The sequence below is a fragment of the Paenibacillus germinis genome, from assembly GCF_013141785.1.
Classification (GTDB): Bacteria; Bacillota; Bacilli; order Paenibacillales; family NBRC-103111; genus Paenibacillus_E; species Paenibacillus_E phytorum.
Genome location: NZ_WHOC01000019.1, coordinates 522,500 through 545,753 on the forward strand (window position 1 = coordinate 522,500; position 23,254 = coordinate 545,753).

Here is a 23,254-nt window from a genome sequence, read left to right on the forward strand (position 1 = left end):
TGTAACATCTGTGCGAGTTAGCGTACTCAAGTTCGTCACTCTCCTTAGAGTTTTGCTTTAGCAAAACTGACTTCGTAAGCATAGTCTTAGACATGAATTGGCATTGCACGTGAGGAGAAGTTGATTGCTTCAAGCATATTAACAAGCGCTCTTACTGTATCGAGTGATGTCATACAAACCACACCGTTCTCAACCGCTTCACGACGAATGCGGAAGCCGTCACGCTCTGGCTCTTTACCTTTAGTGAGAGTGTTCACAACGAACTGTGCATCTCCGCTGCGGATGAGATCCAGAATGTTAGGCGAACCTTCGCTCAGCTTGTTCACAGTCGTCACTGGAAGACCAGCTTGTTCGATTGCTGCTGCCGTTCCGCCTGTTGCAATGATTTTATATCCAAGACGATAGAAGCCCTTTAAGATTTCAATCGCTTCTTCTTTATCTTTGTCAGCTACTGTTACTACGACAGATCCTGCTGCAGGAATTTTCATCCCCGCTCCAATTAAGCCTTTGTAGAGTGCTTTGGCAAAATTGATATCGCGTCCCATAACCTCGCCCGTCGATTTCATCTCAGGTCCGAGAGTTGTATCTACACGGCGCAGCTTAGCGAAGGAAAACACTGGCACTTTAACCGATACGTACTTGTCTTCCGGCCATAAACCACCTTGGTAGCCCATATCAGCCAGCTTTTGTCCCATAATGACGCGTGTAGCCACGTTGGCCATCGGAATGTTCGTTACTTTGCTCAAGAAAGGCACGGTTCTAGAAGAACGCGGGTTAACCTCGATCACATACACTTGATCGTTATGAATAACGAACTGGATGTTGACCAGACCAACTACGTTCAGCTCAAGGCCGATTTTCGTTGTAATGTCGATAATTTGTTGTTTAATCTCATCCGAGATCGATTGCGGTGGATAAACCGCGATGGAGTCACCTGAGTGAACCCCTGCGCGTTCAACGTGTTCCATAATCCCTGGGATTAGAACCGTTTCTCTATCACAGATCGCATCAACCTCTACCTCTTTACCAAGCATGTAGCGGTCGATCAGAACCGGATGCTCTGGGTTGATTTTCACAGCATATTCCATGTAGCTTAACAATTCTTCATCGGAGTAGACGATTTCCATAGCGCGTCCACCAAGGACGTAAGATGGGCGAACGATAACCGGATAACCGAATTTCGCAGCAGTACCTACAGCTTGGTCAACCGATGTAACGGTGCCGCCTGGTGGTTGAGCAATCGAGAGCTTGCTGAGTAAAGCTTCGAATTTTTTGCGATCCTCTGCTGTATCGATACTTTCGAGATCAGAACCGAGAATACGTACGCCAGCTTTGTGTAAAGGTGCAGCCAAGTTAATCGCTGTTTGACCACCGAATTGAACGATAACCCCGATTGGGTTTTCACGTTCGATCACATTCATCACATCTTCAAAGAACAGAGGCTCGAAGTACAAGCGATCGGACGTATTGAAGTCTGTTGATACGGTCTCTGGGTTATTGTTGATGATAACCGCTTCGTATCCTGCTGCTTGGATCGCCCAAACCGCATGAACCGTGGAGTAATCGAACTCAATCCCTTGACCGATACGAATCGGACCGGAACCAAGCACAACTACTTTCTCTTTCGTTGTTTCCGTTACTTCATCTTCTTGCTCATAAGTCGAATAGTAGTATGGCGTTGAAGCTTCGAATTCCGCTGCGCAAGTATCTACCATTTTGTAAACCGGCTTGATATTTTGTTGTAGACGGTGAGTTCGGATGTCAGCTTCTTTGGTAAATGTCGAGCAGCCCGCAAGTGCGCGAATTTCGGCAATGGCACGATCTGTGAAGCCTTTACGTTTCGTTTCAAACAGCAGCTCATTCGTGAGTTCGCTAGCTGCAATCTCTTTCTCGTATTTAATCAGACCATCTAGTTTGTTCAAGAACCACCAGTCAATCTTCGTCAAATTCTGCAATTGTTCTACGGTGTAACCTCTGCGATACGCTTCTGCGATTAAGAACAGGCGCTCATCGTCAGGCTTTTGCAGGCGGAACTCGAGTGTTTCTTGATCTATCAGATCCGTCTCTTTTAAGAACAAACGGTGTACGCCGATTTCTAAGGAACGAACCGCTTTATGAATGGACTCTTCGAATGTACGGCCAATCGCCATAACTTCGCCAGTCGCTTTCATTTGCGTACCCAGCTTACGGTTTGCCGCAGTAAATTTATCGAACGGCCAACGTGGGATTTTGGAAACGATGTAATCTAGAGCTGGCTCAAAGCATGCATAGGTTTGGCCTGTTACTGGATTGACTAGCTCATCGAGCGTGTAGCCAATCGCAATTTTAGCCGCCATCTTCGCAATCGGATAGCCCGTTGCTTTGGATGCAAGCGCTGAAGAGCGGCTAACACGCGGGTTAACTTCGATTACATAGTATTGGAAGCTGTGCGGATCAAGCGCGTACTGTACGTTACAACCACCTTCGATGTTCAAGGCGCGAATGATTTTAAGCGAAGCCGAACGCAGCATTTGATACTCACGGTCCGACAAAGTTTGGCTTGGTGCTACAACGATACTATCTCCGGTATGTACACCCACTGGATCAAAGTTCTCCATGTTACATACCACAATGCAGTTATCGTTCGCGTCACGCATTACTTCGTACTCGACTTCTTTCATGCCCGCAATACTGCGCTCTACTAGACATTGGCCAATTGGGCTGTAGCGAATTCCGGAAGCAACGATTTCTGTCAATTCTTCCATCGTGTTACAGATACCGCCGCCCGTTCCACCTAATGTGTAGGCAGGACGAATGATGATTGGAAAGCCGATTTCGTTAGCAAAATCTACCGCTTGAGCAACTGTCGTTACGATTACGCTATCCGGTACAGGCTGCTCTAATTCTCTCATCAAGTCTCTGAAAAGGTCACGGTCCTCTGCTTTCTCAATCGCTGTAAGCTGTGTTCCCAGAAGCTTCACGTTCTCGCTTTCCAGAACACCCGCACGAGCTAGCTCAACGGCCATGTTCAGACCTGTTTGACCACCGAGTGTTGGAAGCAATCCATCTGGACGCTCTTGACGAATGATTTGCGTAACAAACTCAAGCGTGATCGGTTCGATATATACTTTATCCGCCATGTTCGTATCCGTCATGATCGTAGCAGGGTTGCTGTTGATCAGGATAACTTCCATGCCTTCTTCTTTAAGCGCTTGACAAGCTTGCGTACCTGCATAGTCAAATTCCGCTGCCTGACCGATGACGATAGGACCGGAACCGATAACAAGAATCTTTTTGAGTGTATTATTTTTTGGCATATTGCAGTTCCTCCTTCACAGATGTCGATGCCGTGGAAGCTTTCCACTGTGCAAGCATTTGCGCTTGGCGCGGCTGCTGTGGGTTATCGATTTTGTGCTGACGAATCAGCGAGATGAAATCATCGAACAAGTAGCTGGAGTCAAATGGCCCCGGTGCTGCCTCAGGGTGATATTGAACCGAGAAGGCAGGGTATTTCTTATGTTTCAAGCCTTCGATGGTGCGGTCATTATTGTTGATGTGCGTCACTTCAAGGTCAGTTCCTTGGACGGATTCTTCCTTAACCGTGTAGCCATGGTTTTGCGATGTAATGTAACAGCGTCCAGATACAAGGTCTTTAACCGGATGGTTACCGCCGCGGTGACCGAACTTCAGTTTATCCGTGTCTGCGCCGCATGCTAGTGCGAACAGCTGATGACCCAAGCAAATGCCGAAGAGCGGGATATCGCCGAGCAAACCTTTAATCATTTCGACAGCGTGAGGTACGTCTTTGGGATCCCCAGGGCCGTTAGACAGCAGTACACCGTCTGGCGCAAGGCGACGAATTTGTTCAGCTGTAGCATCTTGAGGTACAACAACAACGTCGCAGTCACGTTTGCTTAGATCGCGGATGATTCCGCTTTTAGCTCCGAAGTCTACGAGAACGATGCGTTCTTTGTGACCAGGTGCGCCGTATACACTTTTTGTGGATACACGAGCGACTTGATCCGTCATAAGTGCCGTTCCTCTTAGAATCTCAGTCAGCTCAGCAATGGATTTAGTGGATGTTGTCAAAAGGCTTTTCATAACGCCGTGATGACGGATTTTACGAGTTAACATGCGTGTATCGATGCCGCTGATCCCAACGATGCCGTATTCTTTCAGCAGGCTACCCAGCGTATATTGCGCTCTCCAGTTACTAGGAATCTCTTCATGCTCACGAACAACAAAGCCATGGATGAAAGGACGTACGGATTCAAAATCATCCCGAATCACACCGTAGTTCCCCACCAATGGATACGTCATTGTCACGATTTGACCGCAGTAGGAAGGATCAGAAAGCACCTCCTGATAACCCGTAATTCCTGTATTGAATACTACCTCGCCGACGGATTCACCTTCACTACCGAACGATTTTCCTGTAAAAAGAGTGCCGTCTTCCAGCAACAATCTTGCCTGCATGTTCTTTCAACTCCTTCGCTATTGTCAACGATTCTCACGAACCGTAGATGTCATGCCTACGATTTCCATTTTATTGCATAAGATTTGCATAAAAAGCAATCATTCTGTATAAATATACACGAATTTTCGATCTGCGTATAGATCTTAATGCGGATTTACGCTTGATTCCAGCGTCATTTAAGAACGATTTATGACCAAACCACTTTACCGGAAGCGATTGTAACAACCGGCCAGCCTTGCAGCTTCCAGCCGATGAAAGGCGTGTTTTTGCTGCGTGAAACGATCTCTTCTTTAAGAACTTCGCGCTCTGTATCCAAATCCACGATGGTGATATCAGCTGCGCTGCCTACTTCCAGTGTTCCGTATGGAAGACCGAATACGTCGGCAGGTTTTTTCGTCATACGATCCACGAGGAAGCCTAATGACCATTTGCCTGTCAGTACAAATTTCGTGTATAGCAGGGAGAACGCTGTTTCGAAGCCGAGTATGCCGAATGGAGCCAGCATCATGCCCTTCTCTTTCTCTTCTTCGGAGTGTGGCGCGTGATCCGTTACGATAATGTCGATCGTGCCGTCTTCCAAAGCTTGGGTGACAGCCTGCACATCGCGCGGCGTGCGCAGCGGCGGGTTCATCTTCCAGTTGGCGTCGAGTCCTGGAATGTCTTCATCCGACAGCACGAGGTGATGCGGACATACTTCGGCAGTCACTTTAATGCCGAACTGCTTTGCATGTCGGATCAAGCGAACCGACTGCTCGGTGCTTACGTGGCACACGTGGTAGTGAACTCCCGTCGCTTCGGCTAGCAGCACGTCGCGACCCACATGAATCGCCTCGGACTCGTTCGGGATTCCCTTCAGTCCGTGCTTCTTCGCGAACGCGCCTTCGCTTACCGGCGCACCGACCACAAGCGTGTCATCCTCGCAATGCGCGATGATTGGCATACCGATCGATGCTGCCAACGCCATAGCATCTTTCATCATTTGCGCGCTTTGCACACCGACACCGTCATCCGTGTAGCCGATGACGCCCGCTTCTTTCAGCGCAGCGAAATCGGTCAACTCGCGGCCGAGCTCGTTCTTCGTAATCGTGCCGTATGGTAGAACACGGACGACACCTTCCGTTGCAGCTTTATCCAATATGTAGTTCACCGTTTCAACGGTATCGATCACAGGTCTTGTGTTCGGCATGCAAGCGATGGTTGTGAAGCCGCCTCTTGCTGCGGAACGTGTTCCGGTCGCGATATTTTCTTTATGTTCAAAACCAGGCTCTCTCAGATGGACATGCATATCGATGAATCCTGGAGTCACTAGCTTACCTGCTGCATCAATGACTTCATGGCCTTCGGTTTGTGGAGCCGAACCTTCTACTGCATCTATAACCTTTGCAATTTTATCGTTCTCTACCAAAATGTGTTTCTTCGCTTGTACATTATTTACATCGACGGTAAGTCCGTTTAATATCCAAATGCCCATTGTGTTATTGTCCTCCTAGTATTCGTTTGGGGCCCCCGCAAAGTAATCGGAATCAACTTCAGAGCTTGGCTTCACTTTGTGGGGTAATTTATGATAAAGCTCGTTCGATGACCGCCATACGAATCGGAACACCATGAGCAATTTGTGTGAAAATTTTGGATTTCTCGTGTTCAACCAGCTCATCATCAAGTTCTACATTTCGATTGACCGGAGCTGGATGCATGATGATTGCATGAGGTGCCATGCGGCTTGCACGCTCTGCCGTTAGCCCGTATTGCTCGCGATATTCCTCTGCTGAGCGAATGATTCCTTTGTCGTGCCGTTCAAGCTGCACACGCAGCATCATGACCACGTCAGCTTTCAGTGCTTCCTCGAAAGACACATATGGAGCAAACTCAGCCAGCTCCGGAGCTTGCATGCTTTCCGGCGCGCAAAACTGCACTTTTGCTCCCAGGGCGATGAGTCCCCATAAGTTAGAGCGAGCGACGCGGCTGTGTAGGATATCTCCGATGATGGAGACCGTCAAACCTTTGATGGCGCCGAACTGTTTGCGCATCGTGTAGAAGTCGAGTAACGCCTGCGTTGGATGCTCGTTATTGCCGTCCCCCGCGTTAATGAGCGGGATTTTGATTTTCTCAGCCAGCTCTTGCAGGACACCGTTTGGCTTCAAACGTATGACACCGGCATCAATGCCCATGGACTCAAGTGTACGGACTGTATCGTAGATGGACTCCCCTTTTTGAACACTGGATTCCGCAGCGGAGAAATTGAGTACGTCGGCTCCGAGCCGCTTTTGCGCCAGTTCAAAGGAGAACCGAGTTCTTGTACTATTTTCAAAAAACAAGTTGGAAACGAATTTGCCTTGAAATTGATTCGTCACCTTCGAAGGATATTGTTCCCAGTAGGCAGCACGATCAAGTATGCTCGTTATCTCCCCTGCGCTTACCCCTTTTAATCCTAGAAAATGCTTGGTTTGTGTACTCACTATGCTCACTCCTGTTTCCCCCTCTGTTGAAGTATAATGACGCCATCTTTATCATCGATTTCCGTAAGCAGCACTTCAATACTTTCACTTTTGGAGGTAGGTACGTTCTTTCCTACATAATCAGGGCGAATGGGCAATTCACGATGCCCCCTGTCTACTAGTACGGCTAGCTGAATCATTTGCGGTCTGCCCAGATCGATCAAAGCATCCATGGCTGCCCTCACCGTTCTTCCGGTGTAAAGCACATCATCGAACAGGATGATTTTGCGGTCTTGAATTTGGATCTTGCCGCCTTCCTGCACATTTTCTACTGATTTCACCTTAACGCGATCATCACGATAAGAAGTGATATCAATCTCACCCACAGGAATCGGCACACCTTCAATTTCAAGAATTCGCTCTGCTACACGACTGGCCAAGTAAATACCACGGGTCCGAATCCCAATCAAGGTACAATTCTCTACCCCTTTATTCTTTTCCAGTATCTCGTGCGCAATCCGTGTTAGCGCCCTGCGAATTCCCATTTCATCAATAATCGTGTGTTCGGCCGTTTCATTCATCTTTTTCGCCTCCTAAGAGTTTTGCTTTAGCAAAACTGACATCGTAAGCATTGGCAGGTTTTCTGTTAGCAAAACCAAAAAACTCCTTGCCCATTTATTGGCAAGGAGTTACGAGTGCATAAAGATACAGAGCGGGGCATAAGGATGCGCACATCCCCAAGCTTAGTCATACACTGAATCCGCGACTCAGTATATCCCGTCTTTTCTCATCGACTACCTTGCCAGCCTCTCTGGACTGTTTTTAAAGGTACATATTTAATTAAAAGAATTATCCCACTTTCGACACGATAAGTCAATATCTATTTCAAGAACTTGCTTTGAGCTAGCCCTCAGCCATGTGTTATAATTTACATATGAGAAAACCTCTATCGAGGCCATTCGAAGATGAGCGACCGCGTTTAGAGGTAGGTTTTATCGCCAATAAGAAAGCGGTTTTCGGGAACCGAAAACTTATACTTTTCTTATGTGGGAAAACGCGAGCTTTGCCCGTTTTCTTGCGAAAATCCAGCAACGCTTATGAAGCCCATTTTGCTTGGGCAAAACGCTAAGGAGGAACCTATGTTCAAATTGTTTCGGCTTCTGAAACCGTACAAAGCTTCTGTGGTTGCGATTATTACCTTGATGCTCTTGCAATCACTGGCGCAGTTGTACCTGCCCACACTGCTCGCTGACATTGTCGATGTCGGAGTTGTGAAAGGAGATATTCCTTATATTCTCCGGTTTGGCGCTTACATGCTTTTAGTAGCAATGGGCGCAATGGTTTGTGTCATCATCGCGAGCTACCTGTTGGCACGAACGGCGACAGGATTCGGCAGGGATTTACGACGAACGCTTTTTACCCATGTTGAAAGCTTCTCCTTGCACGAATTCGATAAACTCGGCACTTCCTCCCTCATTACGAGAACCACGAATGACATCGCTCAAGTTCAGCAAGTGATTGTCATGATGCGGATGTTCATCGGCGCACCTACGATGCTAGTCGGCGGAGTCATCATGGCCACTTATAAGGACGCTCATCTCGCCATTGTATTAATTTCCATCATTCCGATTCTTGCAATTGCTATTATAGGGATCATGCGAAAAGGACTTCCCTTATTCAAAGCATTACAGGTCAAAATCGATGGCATCAATCTCGTGCTGCGTGAAAATTTAACCGGAATCCGTGTCATTCGCGCTTTTAACCGTTCCGAACATGAAAAGCGTAAATTCGAAAAAGCAAACCTGGATTACACGAAAACAGCCGTAAAAGTAAATGTAATCATGGCTACGATGATGCCCATCATGATGCTTGTATTTAATCTTGGGGTTGTTGTCATTCTTTGGTACGGCGGAGTTCGCATTGATGCCAATCAAATGCAGATTGGTGACTTGATGGCCTTCATCCAATATGCCATGCAGATTATGTTTTCTATGTTCATGATGACGATGATTTTCATGATGATCCCACGTGCATCGGCTTCTGCTGTCCGTATTAATGAAGTTTTAGCCCTCCAATCCAACATACATAGCGCCGAAATGGCAAAATCTCTTGACTCCAATCAAGCTGCTGTTGAATTTAAGCATGTATCCTTTAGTTATCCCGGGGCCGAGCAACCAGCAATCCGTGATCTATCCTTCCGTGCAGAGCCTGGTGAGGTAACAGCAATTATTGGAGGAACCGGATCAGGTAAGACGACCCTCATTCATTTACTTTTGCGCTTTTATGATGTAGAGTCCGGCAGTATCATCTTAGATGGCCATCAGCTGCCTACTTTGAAGTTAGAAAGTCTAAGACAGCAGATCGGTTATGTTCCACAAAAAGCGGCACTTTTCTCAGGAACAGTTGCTGATAACATACGTTTTGGACGTGAGACGGCAACTGATGAGGAAATTATGCATGCTGCAACCACCGCGCAAGCAGCAGATTTCATCGCCGAGATGAAAGAAGGCTATCAAGCTGTACTCGCCCAAGGTGGAACGAACTTATCCGGTGGCCAGAAGCAGCGGCTTGCCATTGCTCGTGCACTTGTTCGTAAACCGAACATCTATGTATTTGATGATAGCTTCTCTGCCCTTGACTTCAAAACAGATGCTAAACTACGTTCAGCTCTCAAAACCGAAACCGAGCAAGCAACGATGATTATCGTCGCCCAACGTGTCAGTACAATTATGGATGCTAACCGAATTATCGTACTGGAAGAAGGACAAATTGCAGGGATAGGCACCCATTCAGATCTGATGAAAACATGTGCTGTGTATCAAGAAATTGTTGCTTCTCAGCTGTCAGAGGAGGAAATTGCATGAGTGACAAACCAAAAGAGAAAGCTCCTTCTCAAGCGGGGGTAAATCCCGGTCACTTTGGCCGAGGCGGCATGGGTGGCATGGGAATGCCAGTTCAAAAGGCGAAGGATTTCAAGGGAACTATACGACGGTTGTCGAGGTATATGAGTCCTTTCCGTGTATCTATCCTATTTGTTTTTATCGCGGCTGTTCTCAGCACACTCTTCAGTATTATTAGTCCCAAACTCATGGGTAACGCAACAACCATATTGTATGAAGGCTCTATCGCGAAGTTCAAGGGTGTTGCCGGCGCCAAAATCGACTTCGATGCCATTTTCCAAATTGTTATTATTCTTGCAGCACTCTACATACTAAGCGCCATACTCACCTTCATCCAACAGTGGATTATGGTTGGTGTCACACAAAAAATAGTATTTAATCTTCGTAGAGATATTAGTGAGAAGCTCACCCGAGTACCTCTCTCCTTATTCGACTCACGCAGTCATGGGGACACCATGAGCCGAGCTACTAACGACGTAGATACGATCAGTTCTACCATGCAGCAAAGCTTGACGCAGTTGATAACTTCAATCGTGACCTTGGTCGGGATCATTATTATGATGCTAACCATTAGTCCTTTGTTAACCTTGGCCACCATCATAACCTTACCGCTCAGCATTTTGGGAACGAAGATGATTGCATCACGGTCTCAGAAGTATTTTAAAGGACAACAGAAAACACTCGGTGAACTTAATGGTCACGTGGAAGAAATGTACACAGGACATACCATTGTCAAAGCTTTCGGCCGTGAGCAGAAATCGGTTGAGCAATTCAATGAAATTAATGAACGCTTGTATCATTCAGGCTGGCGTGCCCAGTTTATCTCAGGAATGATCTTCCCCCTTATGTCCTTTATCGGGAATATCGGCTACGTATTGGTCAGTGTGATTGGTGGCATCATGGTAACAAATGGGGCTATTAAAATCGGAGATATTCTAGCGTTTATTCAATATTCAGGGCAATTTGGGATGCCCATCGCACAGGTGGCTAATATAGCCAACGTGATTCAATCCACAATCGCCGCCGCGGAACGTATCTTTGAGTTGTTAGATGAGCCTGAGGAAGTACAGGAAATCACCCATGTAAAAATGACCCAAAATGTCCAAGGTCATGTTCAATTTAAACAGGTAACCTTTGCTTACAAAGAGGATACCCCGTTAATTCAAGATATGAATATCCAAGTAGCGCCAGGACAAACGGTTGCCATTGTTGGCCCCACAGGTGCTGGTAAAACAACGATTGTCAATCTACTGATGCGTTTCTACGAATTAAAGGGTGGTACAATCTCCATTGATGCTGTTGACACACGAGAAATGTCTCGCAGTCATCTACGCGGACTGTTCGGTATGGTGCTGCAAGACACATGGCTGTTCAATGGAACGATTCGCGAGAATATCGCTTACGGACGTGATGGTGCCACTGAAGACGAGATCGTTAGTGCTGCTCGCGCGGCCTATGCTGATCATTTCATTCGAACCTTGCCGGAAGGTTACGATACCAAGCTGAATGAAGAAGCATCCAACCTTTCACATGGGCAAAAGCAGCTTCTCACCATCGCACGCGCCATACTTGCCGATCCAACCATTTTGATTCTTGATGAAGCGACGAGCAGCGTAGATACACGCACGGAGGTGTCCATCCAAAAGGCGATGAGTAACCTAATGGAAGGGCGCACAAGCTTCGTCATTGCACATCGTCTTTCTACCATACGAGATGCCGATCTTATTCTTGTTATGAATCATGGTTCTGTTATTGAACAAGGAACACATGAACAGCTATTGGAACAGCACGGCTTTTATGCAGATCTGTACAATAGTCAGTTCGCTCAAAAAGCTCTTTGAATACACATTGGCTGAAATGCCCCCTTTCTGATAATATAGGAGAGTCAATCTAAATTTTAAGGAGATGTCACCATGACCGAGATGAATACGTTAGAAATTATTCAATTTATTAAAGAAAGCAAGAAAAAAACGCCTGTTAAAGTATACGTAAAAGGAAACCTTGAAGGTATTAACTTTGGCGAAGGCAGCCAATCCTTTATATCCGGCGGAAGCGGAGTTGTTTTTGGCGAATGGAGCGAAATTCAGCCTGTTCTTGAAGCAAACAAAGCACAAATCGAGGATTTCGTCGTTGAAGCGGATCGTCGCAACTCTGCGATTCCTATGCTTGATCTCAAGCCAATCAATGCGCGCATTGAACCAGGTGCGATCATTCGTGATAAAGTACATATCGGAGACAACGCCGTCATCATGATGGGCGCTCTCATTAATATTGGTGCTTCTGTTGGCGATGGTACTATGATCGACATGAATGCTGTTCTTGGCGGTAGAGCACAAGTAGGCAAAATGTGTCACATCGGCGCTGGTGCAGTCGTTGCAGGCGTAATTGAGCCACCTTCCGCACAGCCTTGTGTGATTGAAGATGATGTGCTTGTTGGAGCGAATGCAGTTATCTTAGAAGGTGTTCGCATCGGAAAAGGATCTGTTGTTGCTGCCGGCGCTATCGTTACACAAGACGTTGAAGAATATACGGTTGTAGCAGGAGCACCTGCACGAGTGATCAAGAAAGTGGACGATAAAACGAAGTCCAAAACAGAAATTTTACAAGATCTGCGCACCCTGTAAGGTGTTCTGGAGGAATTCACCATGCTTAGCCCCTTTATAGAGCTGCGCCGTCAGCTTCACCAAATTCCGGAGCCGGGCTTTCAAGAGTTCAAGACGCAACAGCTTCTCCTTGACCATCTTGCTAAGCTTCCTCAGGATAGAATGACGATTCGCACTTGGCGCACTGGCATTTTGGTTTACATCAAAGGTACGAACCCTACCAAACGCTTCGGATATCGAGCGGATATGGACGGACTGCCCATCACGGAAGAGACCTCTCTTCCGTTTCCTTCCCAACATCCAGGTTACATGCATGCATGCGGACATGATTTTCACATGTCGATTGGGATGGGCGTTGTCACCCATTTCGTTCAGCAGCCAATGAAGGATGACCTGATTGTGTTGTTCCAGCCAGCTGAAGAAGGTCCAGGCGGCGCATTGCCCATGCTTGCTGCTAAAGAATTACAGGATTGGAAGCCCGACCAGATGGTTGCACTCCATATTGCTCCTGAGTATCCAGTAGGCACGATTGCCACTAGGCCGGAGATCTTGTTTGCCAACACATCTGAGTTGTTCATTGACCTGTTAGGCAAAGGCGGACATGCCGCTTACCCACACCAAGCAAACGATATGATCATAGCGGCGACACAAATGGTTGGTCAACTGCAAACCATTGTTTCCCGTAATGTGAATCCGCTTGATTCGGCCGTCATTACCATTGGTAAAATGGAAGCTGGAACAAAGCAAAACATTATCGCCGAAAAAGCCCGGTTGGAAGGCACGATTCGCACCCTTTCCGCTGATTCTATGAACAAGATCAAGAAACGTATCGAAGCTGTATCGGCAGGAATCGAAAGTTCCTTCGAGTGTCAAGTCTCCATTGATTATGGCTCCAATTACCGCCAAGTGTTCAATGATCCTGCTTTGACCGTGGAATTCATGGACTGGCTGCGCGGTAATGATAATGTGCAGCTTGTGGAGTGTACTGAAGCGATGACAGGCGAAGACTTCGGCTACTTTTTGGAGCAAATACCTGGCTTCATGTTCTGGTTAGGGGTAGACACCCCTCATGGGTTGCATAATGCAAAGCTTGATCCTAACGAGAGCGCTATTGATGTAGCCATAGATACCATTACAGCCTATTTACGGTTTAAATCTAATTAAAAGCAAAGAAAAACCTCCAACCCACTTTCAGTGGAATTGGAGGTTTTTTCGTATTGTCATAACCGTAAAATCGACTTATCAATTAGTTTACGATTAACTATTTCACACTAGCTTACTGACAAAGCGCTCAAGACGATCAAGTGACTCTTCCAATACTTCTTGCGAATAAGCATAAGAAATACGGATATAGCCTTCTCCGTAAGAAGTGAAAGCATCTCCTGGAACAACTGCTACATGTTCCTCATGAAGCAGCCTCATGGTAAAGTCCTGAGAGCTCAATCCGAATTTAACAATGGATGGGAACAAATAAAACGCCCCATTCGGCTTGTCCAATTCGAAGCCCATAGCAAGCAAACGATCATAAACATAATCCCTACGAACTTCATAGGCATTGCGCATTGGCAAAGCATCATCCACACCAACTGTCAAAGCCTCTAATGCCGCATACTGGCTTACAGAGCTTGCACAAGTCACATTATACTGATGCACCTTGACCATATGCTCCGTAATGTAAGCCGGGGCTAATGTGAATCCAACTCGCCAGCCTGTCATAGCGTGGGATTTGGAGAGGCCATTAATGACAATCGTTTTCTCGTGGAGCTTGCCAATCGTTGCAATAGACTGATGACGAACACCGTAAACAAGCTCACTGTAAATTTCATCGGATAAAATAAACAATTCCCGATCTTCTAATAATTGAGCCAAATCGGCCAATTCCTGCTCCGAGAGTACTTGGCCTGTAGGATTAGACGGGTAACATAAGATAACACAGCGCGTGTTAGCTGTTAGATATGGCTCAAGTAACTCTGCCGTTAATTTCAAGCCATTCGGTCTGGTATCGACGTAGACAGGGACTCCCCCTGCCAATCTGATTAATGGCTCGTACCCAGGGTAAATTGGTGCGGGAATGATAACTTCTGCACCAGGTGTAAGAATGGTACGTAACGTAATGTCTACCGCTTGACTCGCTCCAGCTGTCACGATAATTTCATCAGCCGCGCGATATTGTTGGCCGTACTTTTTGTGAACGAAGCTGGATACAGCTTCTCGCAGTTCCAATAGTCCGGGATTTTGCGTATAAACCGTTTTATTTTGATCCAAAGCCCGTTGTCCAGCTTCAATAATATGCCGCGGCGTCGGGAAATCAGGCTGTCCAATCGTTAACGTCAATGCGCCTGGAATGGTGCTGACGAGATTCGATATTTTGCGTATGCCTGAAATTTGAATGTCTTTCACTTGTGGATTAATCAGATGCTCCATGTGATTCACTCCTCTCCCACTCTGAAGAACCCTAGGATGTTCGAATTGTTTGCAGAAGGTTTTCCATATCAGCTGGAATCGGTGCTTCAAATTGCATCAATTCCCCTGTACGCGGATGCTTAAAGCCCAGAATGGCAGCGTGCAGCGCTTGGCCATCCATCAGCATCCCTTTACTCTTGCCATACATCGGATCCCCAACAAGAGGGTGACCAATGAATTTCATATGCACACGAATTTGGTGGGTTCTTCCCGTTTCCAGCTTCAGCTCCACCAAGGTAAAATCGCCAAAGCGTTCGATAACTACGAAATGAGTCACCGCTTGCTTACTGTTTTTCTCCGTTACCGTATACATCTTGCGATCATTTGAATCCCGACCAATTGGAGCGTCAATTGTACCTTGATCATGCTGTAGGTTCCCATGTACCAAAGCGATATATTTGCGATTGACCGTATGAGCCTTTAACTGTTCTGCTAAGCTAGCGTGTGCTTTATCGTTCTTTGCTGACATGATAAGACCGGATGTGTCCTTATCAATCCGATGCACGATTCCAGGACGCAGCTCTCCGTTGATGCCAGATAGATCCTTGCAATGGTACATCAATGCGTTAACCAATGTACCTGAGTAATGGCCAGGTGCTGGATGAACGACAAGTCCCCTCTGTTTATTGATCACGATGACATCGGCATCTTCATATACCACATTCAAGGGAATGTTTTCCGCAGCAAGCTCTACACCCTGGGGTTCAGGAATGCGCAAAGAAATAACATCTTGGTCAGACAGCTTATAGTTTGGTTTTATGGCTTTCCCATTCACTTTAACATGCCCGTCTTTGACCCATTGCTGAACGAGTGTTCTTGACACATCTTCTTCCAATGCTTCCGTAATGAATTTATCAATACGTTCACTGACGTACTGCCCTTCAACCGTCCATTCAACGACATCATTTGTCGCGGCCTCAGATGAGGTCTGATTTGTGTTCATTCGTTGCTCCTTTTTTCTCTTTTCTCCAAGTAAGTAACGATTCTAAGAAAATCAAGATGACTCCGATCACGATGGCCGAATCAGCTAAATTGAAAATCGGATAAATATAATAAATGGCTTTGCCGAACAGGCTAAAATCAAAGGTAAACTGCAGGAAATCAACAACTTCACCGAATAATGCTCGATCAATGAAATTACCGATTGCTCCTCCTAGCAGAAGACTAAGCGCAAAAGATAACAAAACTTTTCTTTCACGGATCGTCCGACGCATGTACCAGAGAATACCAATTACAACAATAAGCGTAATCACGATGAAAAACCATCTTTGGTTTTGCAAAATGCCAAAGGCCGCGCCCCTATTACGATGCGACGTCAGAATGAAGAAATCACCTAGCACTGGACGCTCCTCGCCAAGCGGAATCCGTTTCACGATAAACCATTTGGATACTTGATCCAAAATAAATACGATGAGCGCATAAAAATAATATTTCATTATCTTTTCCTCCTAAGAGTTTTCGTAAGCTTAAACAAGTTCCTTATTTTCAAGGAATTACCTCACTAAAAAAAGCTGTCACTCGGCATTATAACGGTATGCATCAGCTGTTAGAAAGGAGCTGTACTTTCGACCTATGAGCCATTTATCCGAGGAGCAATTAAGAGAATTATATTTGCAATTATTGGAGGAAAAGGTTTATCTCGAAAAACATTTTGCCATGAATGATAATTATGGCCTGTCCAATTCTTTTAAAGATAGTACGGGAGAGCTCTCCATGTACGACAATCATCCAGGAGATATCGCCACAGAAATTTACGAACGAGAAAAAGATATTTCTCTCAACGAACATGCTGAATTTCATTTAAATCAAGTCAATGAAGCCTTAGCTCGCATGGAGAGTGGAGAATACGGTATATGTGTGTTCAGCAAACAACCGATTCCCTTTGAGCGCCTTCAAGCTATCCCTACAACCATTTACAGTTTAGAACACGTTCCTGATCCTGACCGATCATTCAGAAGACCTGTTGAAGAACAAGTACTCTACCCACCTTTTGGCCGAACCAGCTTTGACGAACGTGACGATGAGACCGAATTCGATGGTGAAGATGCCTGGCAAATCGTTGAAAGTTGGGGCACCTCAAATTCGCCTGCCTTTGCTGAAGATCCCAACGTGGATCACTATAATGAAATGTATGTGGAAGCCGATGAGCACGTTGGTTATGTTGAGTCTTTTGAGAGCTTTGTTGCGACAGACCTGTATGGTGAACATGTCACTATTGTTAGAGGCAAGGCCTATAATGATTATATTCATAAAGGCGAGGGCGATCCTCTACTCGAACCAGAAAACCTTTCCTACTCGGAGGATGAGCAGCTCTAGAAAAAACAGGACAAACGAGCTTCGCATAAAGCGAAAGCTCGTTTGCTTCCTCTACTCGTGGTAATGAGCCGAAACAACATCATTACATCTGGTACAAAGTGTCGGATGTTCGTTACTTTGCCCCACCTCAGGAGTCACTATCCAACAGCGCTCGCACTTCTCACCTTCAGCTACTGTGATAGCAATGGCCGCGTCCTTCGATTGATATAGCCCAGCAGGAGCCTCCGTCCCAGGTTTATGCACGCTCACAGCAGATACGATGAACAACTGATCCAACTGCTCCAATTGCATAAGTAAGTCGTAAGTAGCTTCATTCGGATATAGATGTACAGCAGCTCCTAATGAGTTACCGATGACCTTCTCTTTACGTGCCTCTTCGAGAGCTTTCAAAACTTCATCTCTAACATCCAGGAAGCTATTCCATTTATTTTCCAATTCTTCCTTGTATAAACTTGAATCGACTTTGGGTAATTCTGCTAACTGCACACTGCTGAGTTCAACTCCAGGAATGTACTTCCATACTTCATCCGCTGTATGTGGAAGAATGGGTGAAATCAGCTTCGTAATCGCAGTTAAGGAAGCATATAATACGGTTTGCGAAGCTTTCCGAGCAGGATCATGAGGCGCGTTTGCATACAAACGGTCCTTGATAATATCCAAGTAGAATGAGCTCATTTCAACCGCACAGAAATGATGAATCGTTTGGTAAACGACATGGAATTCATACGCTTCATAAGCCTTCACTACCTTCTCAATCATCCGATTCAAGCGAATCAATGCATAACGATCGAGCTCTGACAAACTCTCCGTTGCAACACGATCTGTTTCAGGATTGAAATGGCTCATGTTACCTAACAAGAAACGCATCGTGTTGCGAATTTTACGGTATACTTCCGTCGTTTGGTTCAAGATATTATCCGAGATCCGGTGATCCGATTGATAATCGACTGAGGATACCCACAAACGCAGGATATCGGCGCCTAGCTTACCACACACCACATTCGGATCAATCGTGTTTCCGATCGACTTGGACATTTTCCGTCCTTCTCCATCCAGCGTAAAGCCATGGCTGAGAACGCCTTTATAAGGTGCTTTCTCTCTTGTGGCAACACCTGTAATGAGAGAGGAGTTGAACCAACCACGGTACTGGTCAGAACCTTCTAAGTACAGATCCGCAGGCCACTGCAGCTCAGGACGGGATTCTAACACAGCCACATGGCTGGAACCAGAATCAAACCATACGTCCATGATATCCGTTTCCTTACGGAACTCACCATGTCCACATTTGGAGCAGCTAGTTCCCTGAGGCAGGAGATCCTTCTCATCCTTGATAAACCAAGTATTTGAGCCTTCTTGCTCAAATAACTGAGCCACATGTTCAATGGTTTGTTCATTGACAAGCGGTTCGTTACAGCTGCGGCAGTAGAAGATCGGAATAGGAACACCCCATGCACGCTGCCTCGAGATACACCAGTCTCCACGATCTGCAATCATGTTATGCAGGCGGATTTCGCCCCACTCTGGCGTCCACTTCACTTGCTTGATTTCATCCAGCATCTCTTGTCTGAATTTATCAATAGATGCGAACCACTGCTCTGTTGCTCGATAAATAACAGGCTTCTTCGTGCGCCAATCATGGGCGTATTGATGCTGAATTTCTCCAGCTTTAAGCAATAGACCTGATTCTTGCAGCTTTTCGATAATCAGCTTGCCGCCTTTTTCGTAGAACATGCCTTCAAAGCCCGGTGCTTCAGCAGTGAAATGCCCTTGATCATCCACAGGACATAGCACTCCGATGTTATAACGCTGTCCAATTGCGAAATCGTCTTCCCCGTGTCCAGGAGCTGTATGTACACAACCTGTACCCGCTTCTAGTGTCACATGTTCGCCAACCATAACAAGCGATTCACGGTCATAGAACGGATGCTGGCACGTAACGAACTCGAGTTCGCTGCCTTTTACCGTCGACAACACTTCGTAATCGGTCCAGCCAATTTCCTTAGCTGCAGCAGCAAGCAAGCCCTGTGCAAGTACATATTTCTTCCCACCGGCCCCAACAACAGCATAGTCGAACTCAGGATGAAGTGAAATGCCCAGGTTTGCAGGCAGCGTCCATGCTGTTGTCGTCCAGATCACAATAGCAGCATCCTGCGGCAGCTTGCCTTTGCCGTCTTTAACAGGAAACGCCACATAAATGGAAGTGGAGGTTTTTTCTTTGTACTCAATCTCAGCTTCTGCAAGTGCGCTCTCGGAAGATGGGGACCAATAGACTGGCTTCAAGCCTTTGTAGACAAAGCCTTTTTGTACCATTTTACCGAACACTCGAATTTGCTGAGCTTCATAATTCGGCTGCAGCGTGATATACGGATTCTTCCAGTCACCACGGATACCCAGACGCTGGAATTGGCTCTTCTGTTTCTCAACAGTCTGTAGGGCATACTCTTTGCAATATTCACGGAACTCAGGGACGGTCATTTTTTTACGATCGACTTTCCCACTGTTCGTAATCACCTGCTCAATCGGCAATCCGTGTGTATCCCAGCCTGGAACATAAGGTGCATCGAAGCCTTGTAATGTTTTGAATCGCACGACAATATCTTTCAATACCTTGTTTAACGCATGTCCAATATGAATATCGCCGTTCGCGTAAGGAGGACCATCATGCAGAATGAATTTTGTTCTGCCTTTACGACTCTCCTGCACTTTGGCATAGATGTCCTCAGCTTCCCAATGCTCTTGCATTTTCGGTTCCACCTGCGGCAAATTGCCTCTCATCGGAAACTCCGTTTGTAGTAAATTTAATGTTTTGCCATAATCCATTGCAACCACTCCATTCCTGCCTCAAACTTTATGTTGTCAGAAAAACAAAAAAAGCCTCTCATCCCCAGAAGGGACGAGAAACTCTAGCTCGCGGTACCACCCTCGTTAAAAAGCAAAATGAACTTACACCCTGAGGTGTGACGAACATAAGCTTAATCACTCGATCATGTGTAACGGCATGACCCGATTCTCTCTACTCGCTTCAAGAGACGCTCCTGGGGGATATTCGGTACGCTGCAGAGATTAGGCTCACACCAATACCCTAATTCGCTGACACTGCTAATTCGACCTACTCGTTCCAGTCATAGCTTTACTGAGATACATTTAACAGGAGTATAACCAATTCGTTAGGCATAGTCAATATGACAGTCACCTAATCATCGATTCCTACTCTTCTTTATTTTCAAACTGCATACTTTGCCAGCCTTCCGTGTTGAGCAGCTCTAATTGTGCTTCAAGCAACGTCCGGAAGCGTGTGCGATAAATGGAGGCTTGTTTCTTCAATTCTTCAATCTCCAAAGCAACCTTGCGTGAACGCGTCAAGGATTCATTAATAATCCGATCTGCATTCTTCTCAGCTTCCTTCAAGATCAGCTGCGCTTCTTTCTTGGCGTTGCTTCTCACTTCATCCGCAGCTTCTTGAGCAACGATGATCGTTTTGCTAAGTGATTCCTCAATATTCGTGAAATGGTCCAAACGTTCCTGCAGTGTCACCGTTTGATTGTGCAAATCTTTATTCTCACGAATCAATGCCTCGTAATCCTTAATGACTTGATCCAGGAATTCATTCACTTGATCTTCATCATAACCGCGGAACGAGCGGGAAAACTCCTTATTATGTATGTCTAGCGGTGTTAATGGCATCAGTGCCCCTCCTTAGCGTTTTGCGCAGCAAAACTGACTTCGTAAGCATAAGCTAAGCTTTCTTCCATGAAAGCTAGTTTGAACCCACATCTATACTGAATCAGTTCGACAGAAAATAAGCAATTCCTGCAAAGTTCGTGGATAAATTATCCACGTTCATGCAAATTTGCCGATCTTCACACGAATACGTCCTTTTTTCGTTACGCCTTCCACTTCAAGCACCTTGAATCTACCAAATCCTTGCAAAGACACCATATCCCCCTCTTTAAGAGGCTTACTAGGATCTTCCTCAAGCTTCCAATTGACGCGGCAGCGGCCAGCTTGAATGGGAACCAATATTTTAGCTCGGCTAAGCCTGAATGCATCGCTCACAATCCCGTCCATACGCATTGATGCAACAGACAGGTTCAGCTCGTCCAATTGTACTTGAGCGAGTTCCAGTTTATCTAACGAAAGCAACTCTGTTTGCACATGAACCCTATGTACCTGGGACAAATTCAAATGTAGGTAATCCGCAGCATCCTGGGTAACCAAACAATGGCAGCCGCCCTCTATAACATGAATATCGCCAACCTTGTCTCGCTTCATGCCGAGTCCAAGAATGGCGCCCATGTAATCTCCATGTTCTAATGTTAGAAATTTGCCGTCTCCGGAAGAAACGGACAAGACCGCCATGGCCATATCTTCCCCATCCAAAGATCGGTAATCAGGGGCAATAAGAGCCCTTCTTCGTTCGGCGGTCGAGTATCCGCCATCTAGACGGCAGTGTACATCTGGGTGTCGATTAACGAGTGATGTCAGTATAAAAGCTTGTCTGGGATCTAGAAAATCCGTTAGCTTCACAGCATGCTGCTCAGCTGCCCGTTCCACCCAATCCCAGGCTTTGTCGACAAAATGGTGCTCATCCGAATGAAAATGACCGTAGAGTTCTTTTGGCAATGTTAGAACAACCCCACAATGAAATCGAGCACAGCTATAATCCCCATAACCACAAATCGCAGTGCGATTAAGGCCACAATTGGCGAAAGATCAATGAACCCTATGCTAGGAATAATTTTTCGGAAAGGGCTTAAATACGGTTCAACCAATTTCCCAAGGAGTCCTCCAACGAAGCTATCACGTGCATTAGGAAACCAAGAGAGGATCAAATAACCAATAATCATGAAATAATAAATTTCCATCAAAATACTAAGATAATAGTGAACGTAATTCACGTATGCATCCACCTCTGTGTTAGGATATGCGCCTATTCTTCACCCATCATCTCGGAGATGTGACCATGAATATCAACTGAATCTGGTGTACAGAGGAAGATATTTGGTCCTAGTTTGGATATAGACCCACTCAAAGCATATACCGTCCCGCTTAAGAAATCTACGATACGTATGGCTTGATCACCACGAACTCGCTGCAAATTGACGATCACAGCTCTTCTGGAGCGAAGATGATCTGCAATATCCTGCGTCTCTTCATAGGTTCGAGGTTCACTTAGCACGACACGTGCATTTTTCTGTGAATGAATGCTGACGACATTCGCCTTATTTTTATTACGTAATTCATAAGGATTGGTTTCAGGTTCTTCTGTGGCTTCCACAATACGCTCCCGCTCCACAACCTCTTCCTCTTCTTGCAGCCCAAGAAAATTCATAAATCGGTTATAAACACCCACTATAGTTCCCTCCTTATCATGTTCTTAAATCAGGTTAACTAAAGTTCTTTCCCTACCAAAACAGTACCCAAACGAACCCAAGTTGCACCTTCTTCAATCGCTACTTCAAAGTCCCCGGACATCCCCATGGATAACTCTGTTATCTCGTATGGGAAAATATTCCGATCATTCAGACGGTCTCGCAACTCTCTCAATCCACGGAAGACAGGTCTTGTTGCATCGGCCTCCATCTCGTAAGGAGCCATGGTCATCAAACCAGTGATATGTATATGTTTTAGCCCACTAACTTCTGTAGCAAAATCGAAGAAATGCTCAGGTGCAATACCGTACTTTGACTCTTCGCCGGAAACGTTCACTTGCAATAAACAATTCACTTCAATTCCTAAAGCTGCAGCCTGCTTGTCCAGTTCTTTGGCCAGAGATATCCGATCCAACGAGTGAATGTAGGCGAATTTGCCAATGACGTCCTTTACTTTATTCGTTTGCAAATGTCCAATGAAATGCCATGTTCCCCGTTCGTGGAGCGCTTCCCACTTCGGCTTGACATCCTGCCAACGATTCTCACCAATGTGCAGAAGTCCTGCATCCAATACGCTTTTGGTCGTCTCTAAGGAAACATATTTCGTTACAGCAATAATCTTAACTTCGTTCTCTTCCCGTCCTGACCGCTTACATGCTGCGGCGACACGGGCTTCAACCTCATCTTTACGGGCTAGTAAACTCACTTA

General features: G+C 46.0%; 19 protein-coding genes and 1 other annotated feature. Of the genes, 5 read left to right on the plus strand and 14 right to left on the minus strand.

Translation table 11 applies throughout. From position 1 onward, the window contains the following. Window positions 1–86: 86 nt before the first annotated feature. The 5 genes from carB to pyrR form a co-directional block, all read right to left on the minus strand. The gene (carB, locus tag GC102_RS04845) at window positions 87–3,296 is read right to left on the minus strand and encodes a carbamoyl-phosphate synthase large subunit (RefSeq protein ID WP_171648469.1); all 3,210 of its coding nucleotides are present in this window, start codon (window positions 3,294–3,296) and stop codon (window positions 87–89) included. After that, the gene (gene carA, locus GC102_RS04850; protein WP_171688420.1) at window positions 3,283–4,455 is read right to left on the minus strand and encodes a glutamine-hydrolyzing carbamoyl-phosphate synthase small subunit; all 1,173 of its coding nucleotides are present in this window, start codon (window positions 4,453–4,455) and stop codon (window positions 3,283–3,285) included. Before carA ends, carB begins: the two co-directional genes overlap by 14 nt. 188 nt (window positions 4,456–4,643) lie before the next feature. Next, window positions 4,644–5,927, minus strand: a complete 1,284-nt coding sequence (pyrC, locus tag GC102_RS04855) for a dihydroorotase (RefSeq protein WP_171688421.1) — start codon at window positions 5,925–5,927, stop codon at window positions 4,644–4,646. A gap of 88 nt (window positions 5,928–6,015) precedes the next feature. After that, complete coding sequence (locus GC102_RS04860) at window positions 6,016–6,921, minus strand: aspartate carbamoyltransferase catalytic subunit (RefSeq protein ID WP_047672396.1); 906 nt, start codon at window positions 6,919–6,921, stop codon at window positions 6,016–6,018. After that, complete coding sequence (pyrR, locus tag GC102_RS04865) at window positions 6,918–7,472, minus strand: bifunctional pyr operon transcriptional regulator/uracil phosphoribosyltransferase PyrR (protein WP_171648445.1); 555 nt, start codon at window positions 7,470–7,472, stop codon at window positions 6,918–6,920. Before pyrR ends, GC102_RS04860 begins: the two co-directional genes overlap by 4 nt. Before the next feature lie 558 nt (window positions 7,473–8,030). On the opposite strand from pyrR, the gene GC102_RS04870 reads away from it, so the two are divergent. The 4 genes from GC102_RS04870 to GC102_RS04885 all read left to right on the plus strand — a co-directional run bounded on the left by GC102_RS04870 (window position 8,031) and on the right by GC102_RS04885 (window position 13,558). Then, window positions 8,031–9,755, plus strand: coding sequence for an ABC transporter ATP-binding protein (locus tag GC102_RS04870; protein WP_171688422.1), 1,725 nt, complete (start codon window positions 8,031–8,033; stop codon window positions 9,753–9,755). Then, window positions 9,752–11,632, plus strand: a complete 1,881-nt coding sequence (locus GC102_RS04875; protein WP_171688423.1) for an ABC transporter ATP-binding protein — start codon at window positions 9,752–9,754, stop codon at window positions 11,630–11,632. The genes GC102_RS04870 and GC102_RS04875 overlap by 4 nt, the downstream gene beginning before the upstream one ends. Before the next feature lie 72 nt (window positions 11,633–11,704). Continuing rightward, on the plus strand, window positions 11,705–12,415 hold the full coding sequence (gene dapD, locus GC102_RS04880) for a 2,3,4,5-tetrahydropyridine-2,6-dicarboxylate N-acetyltransferase (RefSeq protein WP_171688424.1): 711 nt from the start codon (window positions 11,705–11,707) through the stop codon (window positions 12,413–12,415). Window positions 12,416–12,436: 21 nt separating this feature from the next. Next, a complete protein-coding gene (locus GC102_RS04885; protein WP_171688425.1) occupies window positions 12,437–13,558 on the plus strand; it encodes an N-acetyldiaminopimelate deacetylase in 1,122 nt (373 codons plus the stop codon). A gap of 102 nt (window positions 13,559–13,660) precedes the next feature. On the opposite strand, the gene GC102_RS04890 is transcribed toward GC102_RS04885, so the two are convergent. Genes GC102_RS04890 through lspA form a run of 3 tightly spaced genes read right to left on the minus strand, consistent with a single transcriptional unit; the run spans window position 13,661 to window position 16,293 of the window. After that, on the minus strand, window positions 13,661–14,818 hold the full coding sequence (locus GC102_RS04890; RefSeq protein ID WP_171688426.1) for an aminotransferase A: 1,158 nt from the start codon (window positions 14,816–14,818) through the stop codon (window positions 13,661–13,663). Between the two features lie 31 nt (window positions 14,819–14,849). Further along, a complete protein-coding gene (locus tag GC102_RS04895; RefSeq protein WP_171688427.1) occupies window positions 14,850–15,800 on the minus strand; it encodes an RluA family pseudouridine synthase in 951 nt (316 codons plus the stop codon). Continuing rightward, on the minus strand, window positions 15,775–16,293 hold the full coding sequence (gene lspA / locus GC102_RS04900) for a signal peptidase II (RefSeq protein WP_057303035.1): 519 nt from the start codon (window positions 16,291–16,293) through the stop codon (window positions 15,775–15,777). The genes GC102_RS04895 and lspA overlap by 26 nt, the downstream gene beginning before the upstream one ends. A 136-nt stretch (window positions 16,294–16,429) precedes the next feature. On the opposite strand from lspA, the gene GC102_RS04905 reads away from it, so the two are divergent. Continuing rightward, a complete protein-coding gene (locus GC102_RS04905; RefSeq protein ID WP_171688428.1) occupies window positions 16,430–17,173 on the plus strand; it encodes a TraR/DksA C4-type zinc finger protein in 744 nt (247 codons plus the stop codon). Window positions 17,174–17,224: 51 nt separating this feature from the next. Here GC102_RS04905 and ileS read toward each other — a convergent pair whose 3' ends face one another. The 6 genes from ileS to GC102_RS04935 form a co-directional block, all read right to left on the minus strand. After that, complete coding sequence (ileS, locus tag GC102_RS04910; protein WP_171688429.1) at window positions 17,225–19,993, minus strand: isoleucine--tRNA ligase; 2,769 nt, start codon at window positions 19,991–19,993, stop codon at window positions 17,225–17,227. Between the two features lie 66 nt (window positions 19,994–20,059). Further along, window positions 20,060–20,308, minus strand: a binding site (T-box leader). A gap of 72 nt (window positions 20,309–20,380) precedes the next feature. Beyond that, window positions 20,381–20,857 (minus strand): DivIVA domain-containing protein, encoded by a 477-nt coding sequence (locus tag GC102_RS04915; RefSeq protein ID WP_029196502.1) that lies wholly within the window; start codon window positions 20,855–20,857, stop codon window positions 20,381–20,383. Window positions 20,858–21,013: 156 nt separating this feature from the next. Then, complete coding sequence (locus GC102_RS04920) at window positions 21,014–21,796, minus strand: YlmH family RNA-binding protein (protein ID WP_171688430.1); 783 nt, start codon at window positions 21,794–21,796, stop codon at window positions 21,014–21,016. 2 nt (window positions 21,797–21,798) lie between these two features. Further along, a complete protein-coding gene (locus GC102_RS04925; protein ID WP_235549210.1) occupies window positions 21,799–22,071 on the minus strand; it encodes a YggT family protein in 273 nt (90 codons plus the stop codon). Between the two features lie 32 nt (window positions 22,072–22,103). Next, window positions 22,104–22,526 (minus strand): cell division protein SepF, encoded by a 423-nt coding sequence (locus tag GC102_RS04930; protein WP_057303040.1) that lies wholly within the window; start codon window positions 22,524–22,526, stop codon window positions 22,104–22,106. 38 nt (window positions 22,527–22,564) lie between these two features. After that, on the minus strand, window positions 22,565–23,251 hold the full coding sequence (locus GC102_RS04935; RefSeq protein WP_171688431.1) for a YggS family pyridoxal phosphate-dependent enzyme: 687 nt from the start codon (window positions 23,249–23,251) through the stop codon (window positions 22,565–22,567). Window positions 23,252–23,254: the final 3 nt, after the last annotated feature.

What these genes read in the sequence shown, in the direction of transcription:
- carB (WP_171648469.1), bottom strand. Translation starts at nt 3,296, where the DNA reads ATGCCAAAAAATAATACACTCAAAAAGATTCTTGTTATCGGTTCCGGT.
- carA (WP_171688420.1), bottom strand. Translation starts at nt 4,455, where the DNA reads ATGCAGGCAAGATTGTTGCTGGAAGACGGCACTCTTTTTACAGGAAAA.
- pyrC (WP_171688421.1), bottom strand. Translation starts at nt 5,927, where the DNA reads ATGGGCATTTGGATATTAAACGGACTTACCGTCGATGTAAATAATGTA.
- pyrR (WP_171648445.1), bottom strand. Translation starts at nt 7,472, where the DNA reads ATGAATGAAACGGCCGAACACACGATTATTGATGAAATGGGAATTCGC.
- GC102_RS04870 (WP_171688422.1), top strand. Translation starts at nt 8,031, where the DNA reads ATGTTCAAATTGTTTCGGCTTCTGAAACCGTACAAAGCTTCTGTGGTT.
- GC102_RS04875 (WP_171688423.1), top strand. Translation starts at nt 9,752, where the DNA reads ATGAGTGACAAACCAAAAGAGAAAGCTCCTTCTCAAGCGGGGGTAAAT.
- dapD (WP_171688424.1), top strand. Translation starts at nt 11,705, where the DNA reads ATGACCGAGATGAATACGTTAGAAATTATTCAATTTATTAAAGAAAGC.
- GC102_RS04885 (WP_171688425.1), top strand. Translation starts at nt 12,437, where the DNA reads ATGCTTAGCCCCTTTATAGAGCTGCGCCGTCAGCTTCACCAAATTCCG.
- GC102_RS04890 (WP_171688426.1), bottom strand. Translation starts at nt 14,818, where the DNA reads ATGGAGCATCTGATTAATCCACAAGTGAAAGACATTCAAATTTCAGGC.
- GC102_RS04895 (WP_171688427.1), bottom strand. Translation starts at nt 15,800, where the DNA reads ATGAACACAAATCAGACCTCATCTGAGGCCGCGACAAATGATGTCGTT.
- lspA (WP_057303035.1), bottom strand. Translation starts at nt 16,293, where the DNA reads ATGAAATATTATTTTTATGCGCTCATCGTATTTATTTTGGATCAAGTA.
- GC102_RS04905 (WP_171688428.1), top strand. Translation starts at nt 16,430, where the DNA reads ATGAGCCATTTATCCGAGGAGCAATTAAGAGAATTATATTTGCAATTA.
- ileS (WP_171688429.1), bottom strand. Translation starts at nt 19,993, where the DNA reads ATGGATTATGGCAAAACATTAAATTTACTACAAACGGAGTTTCCGATG.
- GC102_RS04915 (WP_029196502.1), bottom strand. Translation starts at nt 20,857, where the DNA reads ATGCCATTAACACCGCTAGACATACATAATAAGGAGTTTTCCCGCTCG.